At 64.0% G+C, this 15,601-nt stretch carries 4 protein-coding genes; 3 read left to right on the top strand and 1 reads right to left on the bottom strand.

The genetic code is table 11. The features are described 5' to 3' along the window. Positions 1-56 precede the first annotated feature (56 nt). Entirely contained in the window at positions 57-845 is a 789-nt protein-coding gene (locus ACZ445_RS21480) for a substrate-binding periplasmic protein (protein WP_464707543.1), read from the top strand. Between the two features lie 126 nt (positions 846-971). Here ACZ445_RS21480 and ACZ445_RS21475 read toward each other — a convergent pair whose 3' ends face one another. Continuing rightward, positions 972-1,523 carry an RNA polymerase factor sigma-70 gene (locus ACZ445_RS21475; protein ID WP_005789991.1) on the bottom strand — a complete coding sequence of 184 codons (552 nt, stop codon included), beginning with the start codon at positions 1,521-1,523 and terminating at the stop codon, positions 972-974. A gap of 302 nt (positions 1,524-1,825) precedes the next feature. Here ACZ445_RS21475 and ACZ445_RS21470 point away from each other — a divergent pair, with 302 nt between their 5' ends. Beyond that, complete coding sequence (locus ACZ445_RS21470) at positions 1,826-2,578, top strand: thioesterase II family protein (protein ID WP_058424661.1); 753 nt, start codon at positions 1,826-1,828, stop codon at positions 2,576-2,578. A 53-nt stretch (positions 2,579-2,631) separates the two neighbouring features. Next, positions 2,632-15,510: a non-ribosomal peptide synthetase gene (locus ACZ445_RS21465; protein ID WP_464707542.1), complete on the top strand. Its 12,879-nt coding sequence runs from the start codon at positions 2,632-2,634 to the stop codon at positions 15,508-15,510. Positions 15,511-15,601 lie beyond the last annotated feature (91 nt).

Here is a 15,601-nt window from a genome sequence, read left to right as displayed (position 1 = left end):
CCAGACAAAAACGCCTAGCTTATCGCCATTAGCGTTTTTGAACGGTGCGTGCCTTGATGTTTTCGCCATGGCGGCTGGCTGCAGGACTTACCTTTTGGGCTCTGGGCACCGCGTGGTGGATGCCGGCTTCGGCTGCGCAATTGGTCCGTATCGGCGCGGCACATTTCCCACCCTACACCGTGCGCCCGGAGCAGGGCGCCGACACCGGTTTGCTGCCGCAACTGGTCGAAGCCCTGAACGCCGCGCAAACCGATTACCAATTTGTCTTGGTGCCCACCTCCATCCCGCGACGTTTTCGCGATTTCGAGCAGGGCCGGGTGGATATGGCGATCTTCGAAAACCCCGCCTGGGGCTGGCAGGAGATAGCCCACACGTCGGTCGACATGGGCCTGGAAGATGCGGAAATCTTCGTCGCCCAGCGTGAGCCCGGTCGTGACCAAAGCTATTTCGCTGACCTGAGAGGTAAACGCCTGGCGGTGTTCAGCGGTTATCACTACGCCTTCGCCAACTTCAACCCCGACCCCAAGTACATGGCCGAGCACTTCAACGCCACGTTGACCTATTCCCATGACAGCAACCTGCTGATGGTCGCGCGCGGGCGTGCCGATATCGCCTTGGTGACGCGGTCGTACCTGAGTGATTTCATGGTGCGCAATGCGCAGATGGCGGGGCAGTTCCTGGTCTCGGAGCGCATCGACCAGGTCTATCACCACTACGCGTTGTTGCGCCCGAAAGCGCCGATCACGGGGGACGCGTTTGCCGCGTTGCTCAAGCGTTTGCGCGACGATGGCGAGATGCTGAAGATTTTCGAGCCGTACCGCATTGATGTGATGCCCGCGGACTGACAGGCATACCACCGAACCACATGTGGGAGGGGGCTTGCCCCCGATGGCATCTGTGCAGTCACAACACCGGTGATTGGCCCCATACAATCGGGGGCAAGCCCCCTCCAACCCTGAGTCTCAGGTGTGTCAAACCCTGCGCGCAAACGTATCGCTATGACTGCCCGACACCTTGCGGCAGTGCACCAGCGCATCACGGATCATGAAGTTCACCAGGGTCGGCGACACGCCCAGCTCCTTGGCGATGTCCTTTTGCGGCACGCCGTGCAGGCGGTACATCTCGAACGCATAGCGGGTGCGCTGGGGCAGCTCCGTCAGGGCGTCGGCGATGTTTTCCAGGGTGTTGAAATTGATGTGCGAGGTTTCTGGTGAAGCGCCGTGAATAACCACATTCAAGCCTTCCTCTTCCGTCCCGGAGTATTTGAGCTCCAGGGCCTGCTTGCGGTAGTGATCGATGGCCAGGTTGCGCACGATCTGGAACAGATAACTCAATTGCGCCTTGAACGATGACGTGATTGTCGGCGCCGATTGCAGCCGGAAGTAGGCATCCTGCACTACGTCCTCGGCGCGGGAGCGGCAGCCGGTAATGCGGGCCGCGATCTTCACCAGAATCAGCCGGTTATCGACGAATGCCTGGAGCAGCGGTGAGTCGCACCTGCCTGTGGATACTTGTTCCGTCATGGAAGTCACCTTGTCGCAAAAGAGGTTAGGGGAGGGCGTCCGTGCCGGGGCCTCCTACACATCGGGCAACAAATTATGCTTAATGATAATGATTGTCAAATGAGAAGGCGAACTAATCTTATGCTTTCTTGTTCGGTGTGAACCACGTCTCGCGCGTACCCGGCGACTAATTATTTGCCGGTGCCGTCCGTTCTTCTGGGTGACAGGTCCGTTCGTAAAACGGCCAAGGATCAGCACCCGTAGGAGGACGAGATGGGTTTCTATCGTGCATACAGCGTGTTTCAGTTTGGAGTCGTCACTCGATGAGTACGCCGACTCGACTGCGCCTGTTCTGCCTGCCCTATTCGGGCGCCAGCGCCATGGTGTATGCGCGTTGGCGCCGGGCGTTGCCTGAGTGGTTGCAGGTATGCCCGCTGGAATTGCCCGGCCGTGGCATGCGCATGAACGAGCCGTTGCAACGCGATATCAAGGCCCTGGCCGCGCAGCTCGCCGATGAAATCAGCCGCGACGTGAACGGTCCCTATGCCCTGTTCGGCCACAGCCTCGGCGGCCTGCTCGCCTTCGAATTGGCCCATGCCTTGAACGCCCGCGGTGTGCCCGCGCCGCTCGCCTTGTTCGCCTCCGGCACAGCCGGGCCAGCCCGTCGCGACGTCAGCGAATACGCCATCGAAAAGACCGACGAACAACTGATTGCGCGCCTGCGCGAACTGCAAGGCACCACCGAAGAAGCCCTGGCCAACCCCGAATTGATGCAACTGATGCTGCCGATCCTGCGCGCCGATTTCCTGCTGTGCGGCAGCTTCACCTACGGCGAGCGTGCGCCGCTGCGCATGCCGATCCATGTGTTCGGCGGCAAGCAGGACAGCGTGCGCGCCGACCAGTTGCTCGACTGGCAACTCGACGCCGCCAGCGGCTTTTCCCTGGATATGTTCGACGGTCACCACTTCTTCCTCGTGCAACACGAAAGCGCCGTGCTGCGTTGCGTGCGGCGCTACGCCGACGAACACCTGACCCGCTGGCGCAATGGCGCGGCGCGGCCACTCGCCGTCGGCTGAACACCCCCCCGAATTCTTGAATTTCCCGTAAGCCGATTTCAGGCAGGAACCCCATGATGGACGCCTTCGAACTTCCCCGCACCCTGGTCCAGTCCCTTCAACGTCGCGCCGCGCAGACCCCGGACCAGGTTGCCCTGCGCTTCCTCGCCGAATCCGCCGAGCACAGCGTTGTGCTCAGTTACCGCGACCTCGACCAGCGCGCCCGCACCATCGCCGCTGCGTTGCAGGCCAATGCCGAGCTGGGCGACCGCGCGGTGCTGTTGTTCCCCAGCGGCCCGGATTATGTCGCGGCGTTCTTTGGTTGCCTGTACGCGGGGGTCATCGCGGTGCCGGCGTATCCGCCAGAGTCCACCCGCCGCCATCACCAGGAGCGCCTGCTGTCGATCATCAGCGATGCCCAGCCGCGTCTGTTGCTGACCATCGCCAGTCTCGCCGACGGCTTGGCGCAGATCGACAACGCGCCGCCGGTCTTGAGCGTCGATACCTTGCAGAGCGCTGGCGACTGGACCGCCCCCGACCTGCATCCCGATGATATCGCTTTCCTGCAATACACCTCAGGCTCCACCGCGCTGCCCAAGGGCGTGCAAGTCAGCCATGGCAACCTGGTGGCCAACGAAGTGCTGATCCGGCGCGGTTTTGGCATCGACCTCAACCCCGACGACGTGATCGTCAGCTGGTTGCCGCTGTACCACGACATGGGCCTGATCGGCGGCCTGCTGCAACCGATCTTCAGTGGCGTACCGTGCGTGCTGATGTCGCCGGCCTACTTCCTTGGCCGGCCTTTGCGCTGGCTGGAAGCGATCAGCGAATACGGCGGCACCATCAGTGGCGGCCCGGACTTCGCCTACCGCCTGTGCAGTGAGCGGGTCAGCGACTCGGCCCTGGAACGCCTGGACCTGAGCCAGTGGCGCGTGGCTTATTCCGGCTCCGAACCGATCCGCCTCGACACCCTGGAGCGCTTCGCCGAGAAGTTCGCCGCCTGCGGTTTTACCCCGAACAGTTTCTTCGCCTCCTACGGCCTGGCCGAAGCAACCCTGTTTGTCGCCGGCGGCACTCGTGGCCATGGCATCCCCGCGCTGCGTGTCGACGAACAGGCCCTGGCCGCCAACCGCGCCGAGCCAGGGCAGGGCAGCGCGATCATGAGTTGCGGCACCAGCCAGCCCGAACATGCGGTGCTGATCGCTGACCCGCACAGCCTCGCCGAACTGCCCGACAACCACGTCGGCGAACTCTGGGCCAGCGGGCCGAGCATCGCCCATGGCTACTGGCGCAACCCCGAGGCCACCGCCAAGACCTTCGTGCAACACGCCGGCCGTACCTGGCTGCGCACCGGCGACCTGGGGTTTATCCGGGACGGCGAGGTGTACATCACCGGCCGCCTCAAGGACCTGCTGATCGTGCGTGGCCACAACCTGTACCCGCAGGACATCGAGCAGACCATCGAGCGCGAAGTGGAAGTGGTGCGCAAAGGCCGGGTCGCCGCGTTCGCGGTGAATGACCAGGGCCTGGAAGGCATCGGCATTGCCGCCGAAATCAGCCGTAGCGTGCAGAAGATCCTGCCGCCCGAAGCGCTGATCAAGGCGATCCGCCAGGCCGTCGCCGAGGCCTATCAAGAGGCGCCGAGCGTGGTGGTGTTGCTCAATCCCGGTGCCTTGCCGAAGACTTCCAGCGGCAAGGTGCAACGCGCGGCATGTGCGCTTCGTCACAGGGACGGCAGCCTCGACAGCTATGCGCAGTTCCCCGATCTGCAAGCGCAGGTGAGCACCGGAGCGCTGGAGTCCGACCTGCAAAACCAGATCGCCGCGATCTGGTGCGAACAGTTGCAGGTCGCGACCGTTGCGGCCAATGACCACTTCTTCCTGCTCGGCGGCAACTCCATCACTGCCACCCAAGTGGTCGCGCGCCTGCGTGAAACCCTCGGCCTGGAGTTGAGCCTGCGCCTGCTGTTCGAAGCGCCGACCCTGCAAGGCTTTGCCGCGACTGTCGCGCAATTGCAGCAGGATGGCGGCGTCGCCCAAGGTGTAATCCACAAGCTGTCCCGTCAGGAGGAACTGCCCCAATCCCTGGCACAGAACCGCCTGTGGATCACCTGGCAACTGGAGCCGCACAGCAGCGCCTACACCATCCCCGGTGCCCTGCGCCTGCGCGGCGAGTTGGACGAAGACGCGGTGCGCGCCAGCTTCCAGCAGTTGATCCAGCGCCACGAAGCCCTGCGTACGCGCTTCTATGAGCGCGACGGCCAGGCTTTCCAGCGTGTCGACGCCAAAGCGGATTTCGAACTGCAAGTCATCGACCTCAGCGACCTGCCCGTTGCCGAGCGCGAAGCCCGTGCGCAACAGATCCGCGAAGACGAAGCGCGCACCCAGTTCGACCTGGAAAAAGGCCCGCTGCTGTGGGTGACCCTGGTGCGTCTGGATGACGAAGATCACCAACTGCTGGTGACCCTGCACCACATCATCGCCGACGGCTGGTCGCTCAACATTTTGATCGACGAATTCTCGCGCCTCTACGCCGCCGCAGCCCAAGGCCAGACCCTGGAACTGCCGCCCCTGGTCCTGCAATACGCCGACTACGGCAGTTGGCAGCGCCAATGGCTGGCCGAAGGTGAAGGCCAGCGCCAACTGGCGTACTGGAAAGCGCAATTGGGTGAAGAGCATCCCACCCTCAGCCTGGCGACCGACCACCCGCGCTCGGTACACCACTGTCACAGTGCCTCACGCCACACCGTGCGGCTTGGCGCCAGCCTCAGCAAAGCGATTCGCCACGCCGCCCAGGCCAACGAGTCCACCCCATTCATGCTGCTGTTGGCGGCATTCCAAAGCCTGCTGCATCGCTACAGCGGCCAGCGCGATATCCGCATCGGCGTGCCCAACGCCAACCGCCCGCGCCAGGAAACCCAAGGCCTGGTCGGCTTCTTCATCAACACCCTCGTGTTGCGTGCCGAGCTAGATGGGCGCCTGCCGTTCAACGAGCTATTGGCCGCGACACGCCAAACGGCATTGGGCGCCCAAGCCCATCAGGACCTGCCCTTCGAGCAACTGTTGGAAGCTTTCCCGCAAGCCCGCGAACAGGGCCTGTTCCAGGTCATGTTCAATCACCAGCAACGCGACCTCAGCGCCTTGCGCCGCCTGCCGGGCATACTCGCCGACGAGCTGCCGTGGCATAGCCGCGAAGCCAAGTTCGACCTGCAATTGCACACCGAAGAAGACCGCAACGGGCGCCTGAGCCTGTCGTTCGACTACGCCGATGAACTGTTCGAAAACGCGACCATCCAGCGCCTGGCCGAGCACTACATCAACCTGCTGCATGCCGTCTGCGAACAGCCTCGGCAAGCCATCGGCGACCTCATGCTGATGCAGCACGACGAACAGGCGCCATACAGCGAAGCCCCTTGCGCGCCCGCCCAACAGTGGCTGCCCGATCTGCTCAACCAGCAGACCTCGGACAGCACCGCGCTGGTCTGGGACGGCGGCAGCCTGACCTTCGCCCAATTGCACACCCAGGCCAACCGCCTGGCCCACTACCTGCGCGACAAAGGCGTGGGTCCGGACGTGTGCGTGGCCATCGCCGCCGAGCGTTCGCCGCAACTGCTGATCGGCCTGCTGGCGATCATCAAGGCCGGTGGCGCCTACGTCCCCCTGGACCCGGACTACCCCGCCGAACGCCTGGCCTACATGCTCAAGGACAGCGGCGTCCACCTGCTGCTGACCCAGACTGCATTGCTGGAACGGGTGCCGAGCGCTGACGGCGTGTGCGTGATTGCAATGGACAGCCTGCACCTCGACAGCTGGCCCACCCAGCCGCCCGGCCTGCACCTGCACGGCGATAACCTCGCCTACGTGATCTACACCTCCGGTTCCACCGGTCAGCCCAAGGGCGTGGGCAATACCCATGGGGCGCTGGCCGAGCGCTTGCAGTGGATGCAGGCCACTTATCAACTCGACGCCAGCGATGTGCTGATGCAAAAGGCGCCGATCAGTTTTGACGTGTCGGTGTGGGAATGCTTCTGGCCGCTGATCACCGGTTGCCGCCTGGTGCTGGCCGGCCCCGGCGAGCATCGCGACCCGCACCGCATCGCGCAGTTAGTGCAGGAGCACGGCGTGACCACGCTGCACTTTGTGCCGCCGCTGTTGCAGCTGTTTATCGATGAACCGCTGGTGGCCGAATGCACCAGCCTGCGCCGCCTGTTCTCCGGTGGCGAAGCCTTGCCTGCCGAGCTGCGCAACCGCGTGCTGGCGCAGTTGCCGGCGGTGCAATTGCACAACCGCTATGGCCCGACCGAAACCGCAATCAACGTGACCCACTGGCACTGCCGTGCCGAGGATGGCGAGCGCTCGCCGATTGGCCGTCCGCTGGGCAATGTGATTTGCCGTGTGCTGGATGAGCAGCTCAACCCCGTGCCCGTTGGCGTGCCGGGTGAGCTGTGCATCGGCGGGATCGGCCTGGCGCGGGGTTACCTTGGTCGCCCTGGGTTGACCGCTGAGCGCTTTGTCGCCGACCACCAAGGTGCGCGCCTGTACCGCACCGGTGACCGTGCCCGGTGGAACGCTGACGGTGTGCTTGAGTACCTCGGCCGTCTCGATCAGCAGGTCAAGCTGCGCGGTTTCCGCGTGGAACCGGAAGAAATCGAAGCGCGCCTGCTCGCCCTGGATGGCATCGCCCAGGCCGTGGTGCTGGTGCGTGACGCCCAGTTGATCGGCTACTACACCGCCTATGCCGAACTGGACGAACAGCAGGTCAGGACCGCCCTGGATGCCGAACTGCCGGAGTACATGGTGCCCGCGCTGTTGATGCGCCTGGACGCCATGCCGTTGAGCCCCAGCGGCAAGTTGGACCGCCGCGCATTGCCGGAGCCGGTGTGGCAAACCCGTGAACACGTCGAACCCGAAACGCCGTTGCAACAGCAGATCGCTGCAATCTGGCGCGAGGTCCTCGGGCTGCCGACAATCGGCCTGCACGATGACTTCTTCGCCCTGGGCGGCCACTCGCTGCTCGCCACGCAAATCATCTCCCGCACCCGCCAGGCGTGTGACGTCGAGTTGCCGTTGCGCACCTTGTTCGAAGCCAGCGAGTTGGGCGCTTTTGCCGAACAGGTCGGGCTGATCCAGGCGTCGGGTCAACGCAACCAACAAACCGCCATCGCCAAGGTCGACCGCAGCCAGCCGGTGCCGTTGTCCTATTCCCAGCAGCGCATGTGGTTCCTCTGGCAGATGGAGCCGGACAGCCCGGCGTACAACGTCGGTGGCATGGCGCGCTTGCGTGGCGTGCTGGACGTGGGGCGTTTCGAGGCGGCGTTGCAAGCGCTGATCATGCGGCACGAAACCCTGCGCACCACCTTTCCGAGTATCGACGGCGTGGCTTATCAGAAGGTCTCGACGCAGACCGGCCTGCGTATGGACTGGCAGGACTTCTCCGCGCTGGCCGAACCCGAACGCCAGCAACGCTTGCAGCAACTGGCCGATCACGAGGCGCATACGCCGTTCAACCTGGAAACCGGGCCGTTGCTGCGCGCCTGTCTGGTCAAGGCTGGCGAGCGCGAACATTACCTGGTGCTGACCCTGCACCATATCGTCACCGAAGGCTGGGCCATGGACATCTTTGCCCGTGAACTCAGCGCGTTGTACGAAGCCTTTATCGACGAACGCCTGTCGCCGCTGGCGCCGTTGCCGGTGCAATATCTGGACTACAGCGTGTGGCAGCGCCAGTGGATGGAAGCGGGTGAACGTCAGCGCCAGTTGGATTACTGGACTCGGCAACTGGGCACCGAACATCCGCTGCTCGAACTGCCCGGCGACCGCCCACGCCCACCGGTACAAAGCCATCGGGGCGAGCTGTACCGCTTCGATTTGAGCGATGACCTGGCCGCCCGCGTGCGTGCCTTCAACGCCGAACACGGCCTGACCCTGTTCATGACCATGACCGCCACCCTGGCCGTGTTGCTCTACCGCTACAGCGGCCAGACCGACCTGCGCATCGGTGCGCCCGTGGCCAACCGTATTCGCCCGGAAAGCGAAGGGCTGATCGGCGCGTTCCTCAATACCCAGGTGCTGCGTTGCCAGCTCAACGGGCAGATGAACGTGGCTGAGCTGTTCGAACAGGTGCGCCACACCGTGATCGAAGGCCAGTCCCATCAGGACTTGCCCTTCGACCACTTGGTGGAAGCCCTGCAACCGCCGCGCAGCGCGGCCTACAACCCGCTGTTCCAGGTGATGTGCAACGTGCAGCGCTGGGAATTCCAGCAGAGCCGCCAACTGGCTGGCATGACCGTCGAGTACCTGGCCAACGATGCCCGCGCGACCAAGTTCGACCTCAACCTGGAAGTCACCGACCTCGACCATCGCCTGGGTTGCTGCCTGACCTACAGCACCGATTTGTTTGATGAGCCACGCATCGCCCGCATGGCCGAGCATTGGCGCAACCTGTTGGAAGCGTTGATCGCCAATCCCGAGCAGCGTCTGAGCGAATTGCCGTTGCTCAGTGCTACGGAACAGCGCGCGCTACAGGACAGCCTGGGCGTCGAAGCCGGTGAACATCGCCTTGATCAGTGCATTCACACGCTGTTCAGCCAGCAGGCGAAAGCCCGTGGCGATGCGCCCGCGCTGACCTTCGCCGGCGTTACCCTCAGCTACCGCGAACTGGACGCCCGCGCCAATCGCCTGGCCTGGATGCTGTGCGAGCGTGGCGTCGGCCCGCAGGTGCGGGTCGGCCTGGCGTTGCCGCGTTCGCTGGAAATGGTCATCGGCCTGCTGGCGATCCTCAAGGCCGGCGGCGCCTACGTGCCGCTGGACCCGGAATACCCGCTGGACCGCCTGCACTACATGATCGAAGACAGCGGCGTCGGCCTGCTGCTCAGCGATGCGGCGATGTTCGAAGCCCTTGGCGAATTGCCGGCGAGCGTGGCGTGCTGGTGCCTGGAAGATGATTTGCCGGTACTCGCCAACTACCCAGCCGATGAGCTGCCGTTTATCAGCCTGCCGCAACACCAGGCGTACTTGATCTACACCTCCGGCTCCACCGGCAAGCCCAAGGGCGTGGTGGTGGCCCACGGTGAAATTGCCATGCATTGCGCGGCGGTGATCGAGCGGTTTGGCATGCGCCCGGACGATTGCGAGCTGCACTTCTATTCGATCAACTTTGACGCCGCCACTGAGCGCCTGCTGGTGCCGTTGCTCAGCGGTGCGCAGGTGGTGTTGCGGGCCCAGGGCCAGTGGGATGCAGAAGAAATCTGCGGGCTGATCCGCACCCATCGCATCACTATCCTGGGCTTTACGCCGAGCTACGGCAGCCAGTTGGCGCAATGGCTGGCGACCCAGCAGCAGACATTGCCGGTGCGCATGTGCATCACCGGTGGCGAAGCGCTGACCGGCGAACACCTGCAGCGCATCCGCGCCGCGTTCCAGCCGCAGGTATTCTTCAACGCCTATGGCCCGACTGAAACCGTGGTGATGCCACTGGCCAGCCTCGCGCCCGAGCAGTTGGAGGAGGGCGCTGGCAGCGTGCCGATCGGCAGCATCATCGGTGAGCGCGTGGCATACATTCTCGATGCCGACCTGGCCCTGGTGCCGCAAGGGTCGACCGGCGAGTTGTACATCGGTGGCGCCGGCCTGGCCCAGGGATATCACCAGCGTCCGGGCATGACCGCCGAGCGCTTTGTCGCGGACCCGTTTGCGAGCAACGGTGGACGCCTGTACCGCACCGGCGACCTGGTGCGCCAACGCGCCGATGGCCTGGTGGAGTACCTGGGGCGGATCGACCATCAGGTGAAGGTTCGCGGTTTCCGTATCGAATTGGGCGAAATCGAAACCCGCCTGCTGGAGCACGAGTCCGTGCGTGAAGCAGTGGTACTGGCGCTGGATTCGCCGAGTGGCAAACAGCTGGTGGCTTACCTGGTCAGCGATGTCGAGCACCACGCATTGCGCGATGCGCTCAAGGCGCACCTCAAGGCGCAACTGCCGGACTACATGGTGCCCGCGCACCTGATCGTGCTTGACAGCATGCCGTTGACCGCCAACGGCAAACTCGACCGTCGTGCGTTACCGCAGCCGGATCCCGAGGCGAATCGCCAGACCTATGTTGCGCCACGCAACGAGCTTGAACAGACGTTGGCGGCGATCTGGTGCGCCGTGCTGAATGTGCAGCAAGTCGGCCTGGACGATAACTTCTTTGAACTGGGCGGTGATTCGATCCTGTCGATCCAGGTGGTCAGCCGTGCACGGCAGGCCGGGATTCATTTCAGCCCTCGCGACCTGTTCCAGCACCAGACCGTGCAAACCCTGGCCGCCGTGGCCACGCGCTCCGAGCTCATCTGCGCCGAGCAAGGCATGCTCACCGGTCGCTCGGGCCTTACGCCGATCCAGCACTGGTTCTTCGACACCGAGATCCCGAACCGTCAACACTGGAACCAGGCGCTGGTCCTCAAACCCTTGCAACTGCTGGACCCTCATCGCCTGGAGCAAGCGCTGCTGGCGGTGCTGGAACACCACGATGCGTTGCGCCTGAGCTTTTCCCTGCGCGATGCACAGTGGCACGCCGAGCATCTGGCCGTGCCGGAAGGTGGCGTGCTGATGCAGGCGCAAGTGCGTGATATGGCGCAGTGCACCGCGCTGTTCACCGACACCCAGCGCAGCCTCGACCTGCAACACGGCCCGCTGCTGCGCGCCTTGCTGGTGGACGGCCCCCAAGGGCAACAACGCCTGCTGATCGCGATCCATCACCTGGTGGTGGATGGCGTGTCCTGGCGCATCCTGCTCGAAGACCTGCAAACGGTCTACCGCCAACTGAGCGACGGCCGCTCCGTCAGCCTGCCGGCCAAGACCAGCGCGCTGCGTGACTGGTCTGCGCGTTTGCAGGCGTATGCCGGCAACGAATCCCTGCGCGAAGAATTGAGCCTCTGGCAGGCCCGATTGGCCGGACCGGAAGTGGGGTTGCCGGTGACTCGCCCGCACGGTTCACGGCGCAATCGCGATGCCGACACCGTCAGCGTGCGCCTGGATGCCGAGCACACCCGCCAGTTGCTGCAACAGGCCCCGAGCGCCTATCGCACCCAGGTCAACGACCTGTTGCTGACCGCCCTGGCCCGTGTGCTGTGCCGTTGGACTGGTCATGCTTCGGCACTGATCCAACTGGAAGGCCACGGCCGTGAAACCCTGTTCGATGATATCGACCTGACCCGCAGCGTCGGCTGGTTCACCAGCGCCTACCCGCTGCGCCTGACCCCGCACGCCGGGCAGGGCGATTCGATCAAGGCGATCAAGGAACAACTGCGCGGCGTGCCGCATAAGGGCCTGGGTTATGGCGTGTTGCGCTACCTGGCCGATGATCTGTGCAAACACAGCGTGGCTGCCTTGCCCGGCGCGCAGATCACCTTCAACTACCTGGGGCAGTTCGACCAGAGCTTCGGCGCCGATGCGCTGTTCCACCCGCTGGACGAGTCCGCCGGCCTGGCCCATGACCCGGACGCGCCGCTGCCCAACGAGTTGAGCGTCGACAGCCAGGTGTACGGCGGTGAACTGGTGCTGCGCTGGACCTTCAGCCGCCAACGCCATGATCAACGGAGCATCCGTGAACTGGCAGATGCCTATCTCGCTGAGCTGCAAAGCTTGGTCGCGCATTGCCTGCAGGACGACGCCGGTGGCCTCACGCCGTCCGACTTCCCGCTGGCGCACCTGACCCAGGCGCAGCTCGACAGCTTGCCGGTGCCCGCCAGCGTCATCGAAGACGTCTACCCGCTGACGCCGATGCAAGAAGGCCTGTTGCTGCATACCCTGCTGGAGCCGGGCACCGGCCTCTACTACATGCAGGACCGCTACCGCATCAACAGCGCCCTCGACCACGAGCGTTTCGCCCAGGCCTGGCAGGCGGTGATCGCTCGCCACGAAGCCCTGCGTGCGTCGTTCTGCTGGAACATCGGCGAAGACATGCTGCAAGTGATCCACACACCGGGCAGCACGCCGATTGAGTACCTGGACTGGAGCAACGACCCGGAAAGCGAACAGGAACCGCGCCTGCAAGCACTGCTCAAGCAGGAGCGCGAGGCCGGTTTCGATCTGCTCAACCAGGCGCCCTTCCACCTGCGGCTGATCCGCGTCGGCGCCGAGCGCTACTGGTTCATGATGAGCAACCACCACATCCTCATCGATGCGTGGTGCCGTTCGTTGCTGATGAATGACTTCTTCGAAATCTACATGGCCCTGGGCGAAGGCCGCGCCCCGCAACTGGCCACGCCGCCGCGTTATCGCGATTACATCGCCTGGCTGCAACGCCAGAACCTGAGCGAAGCACGCCAGTGGTGGCAGCGGAACCTGCAAGGCTTCGAGCGCACCACGCCAATCCCGAGTGACCGGCCGTTCCTGCGTGACCACGCGGGCCACGGTGGCATGCTGGTGGGCGACTGCTACACCCGCCTCGACGCTCGCGACGGTGCACAATTGCGTGAGCTGGCCCAGGCTCACCAACTGACGGTCAATACCTTCGCCCAGGCAGCGTGGGCGCTGGTATTGCGCCGTTTAAGTGGCGACCGTGACGTGCTGTTTGGCGTCACCGTGGCTGGGCGCCCGGTGGAAATGCCGGAGATGCAACGCACCGTTGGCCTGTTCATCAACAGCATCGCGCTGCGGGTGAAACTGCCCGAGGACGATCAGCGTTGCAGCGTGCGCCAGTGGTTGAGCGGCCTGCTCGACAGCAACATGCAACTGCGCGAGTACGAATACCTGCCGCTGGTGACCCTCCAGGAGCACAGCGAACTGCCCAAGGGCCAGCCGTTGTTCGACAGCCTGTTCGTGTTCGAAAACGCCCCGGTGGAAGTCGCGGTGCTGGACCGTGCGCAAAGCCTGAATGCCACCTCGGACTCCGGCCGCACCCACACCAACTTCCCGCTGACCGCCGTGTGCTATCCGGGTGATGACCTGGGGCTGCACCTGTCCTATGACCAGCGCTACTTCGACGAAACCACCGTGCAAGGCATGCTCGGTGAGTTCAAGCGCCTGCTGCTGGCGCTGGTGCAGGGGTTCCATGGCGACATGGCCGACTTGCCGCTGATCGGCGAACAGGAGCGCGAGTTCCTGGTGGACGGCTGCAATCAGAGCGAGCATGACTACCCGCTGGAGCGCAGCTATATCGAGTTGTTCGAAACCCAGGTGGCCGCACATCCGCAGCGCATCGCCGCCAGTTGCCTTGATCAGCAATGGAGCTATGAGGAACTGAACCGCCGCAGTAACGGCCTGGGTCATGCGCTGATTGCAGCCGGCGTGGGCCTCGATCAACCGGTGGCGTTGCTCGGCGAACGTAACCTTGACCTGCTAGGCATGATCATCGGCAGCTTCAAGGCCGGTGCCGGCTACCTGCCGCTCGACCCCGGCCTGCCGAGCCAGCGTCTGCGCAGCATCATCGACCTGAGCCGCACGCCGCTGCTGGTGTGCACCGAGGTGTGCCGCGAGCAGGCCATCGAGTTGCTGGACGGCTTCGATTGCCAATTGCTGGTGTGGGAAGAGATACCGGCACGTGGTGAAAACCCGGGAATCTACAGCGGCCCGGACAACCTCGCCTACGTGATCTACACCTCCGGCTCCACCGGCCTGCCCAAGGGTGTGATGGTGGAGCAGCGCGGCATGCTCAATAACCAGTTGAGCAAGGTGCCGTACCTGGCCTTGAGTGACGCGGATGTGATCGCGCAGACCGCTTCGCAGAGCTTCGATATTTCCGTGTGGCAGTTCCTCGCCGCACCGTTGTTCGGTGCGCGGGTGGACATCGTGCCGAACACTTTCGCGCATGATCCCCAGGGCCTGTTGGAACATGTGCAGGCCCAGGGCATCACCGTGCTGGAAAGCGTGCCGTCGCTGATCCAGGGCATGCTGGCCCAGGACCGTATCGGCCTGGACGGCCTGCGCTGGATGTTGCCGACCGGTGAAGCGATGCCACCGGAACTGGCGCATCAATGGTTGCAGCGTTATCCGCAGATCGGGCTGGTGAATGCCTACGGCCCGGCGGAATGCTCGGACGATGTGGCGTTTTATCGCGTCGACCTGGCCTCGACCCGAGGCACTTACCTGCCGATCGGCACGCCGACCGACAACAACCGTTTGTACCTGTTGGATGGTGCGCTGGAGCTGGTGCCCCAAGGTGCGGTAGGCGAGTTGTGCGTCGCCGGTACGGGCGTTGGTCGCGGTTATGTCAGTGACCCGCTGCGCACTGCGCCGGTGTTTGTGCCGAATCCGTTCGGTGCGCCGGGCGAGCGGCTTTACCGCACCGGCGACCTGGCGCGTCGCCGCAGTGATGGCGTGCTGGAGTACGTCGGGCGTGTCGACCACCAGGTGAAGATTCGCGGTTACCGCATCGAACTGGGTGAAATCGAAGCGCGCCTGCACGAACAACCGGAAGTGCGCGACGCAGCGGTGGGTGTGCAGGAGGGCGTCAACGGCAAGCACCTGGTCGGCTATCTGGTGGCGGCGGATGAGGCACTGAACCCAAGCGAACGCCTCGACCGCATCAAGCAACGCCTGCGCGGCGAGCTGCCGGAATACATGGTGCCGCTGCACTGGCTGTGGCTCGACCGCCTGCCGCTCAACGCCAACGGCAAACTCGACCGCAAGGCCCTGCCGGCGCTGGAGATCGGCCAGTTGCACAGCCAGGACTACCTGGCACCGCGCAATGAGCTGGAAACCACCTTGGCTGATATCTGGGCCGAAGTGCTGAAAGTCGAGCGGGTAGGGGTGCAGGACAACTTCTTCGAACTGGGCGGGCATTCGTTGCTGGCCACACAGATTGCCTCGCGGGTGCAGAAGACCTTGCAGCGGGATGTGCCGCTGCGGGCGATGTTCGAGTGCAGCACGGTGGCGGAGTTGGCTGAGTACATTGATGGGCTGGCGGTGAATGAGATCAGTGCCGAGAAGGTGGATCGGTTGAGTGATTTGATGGCGGAGTTGGAAGGACTTTAATCTTCGTTGTCTGTCAGGGCCTCATCGGGGGCAAGTCGAACCGTCGCACCGCCCCTCCCACATTTGGAACGCATTTCAAATGTGGGAGGGG

The sequence above is a fragment of the Pseudomonas allii genome, assembly GCF_055380095.1.
The sequence above is the reverse complement of the archived record's forward strand: the minus strand, read 5'-3'. Positions and strand labels throughout refer to the sequence as shown.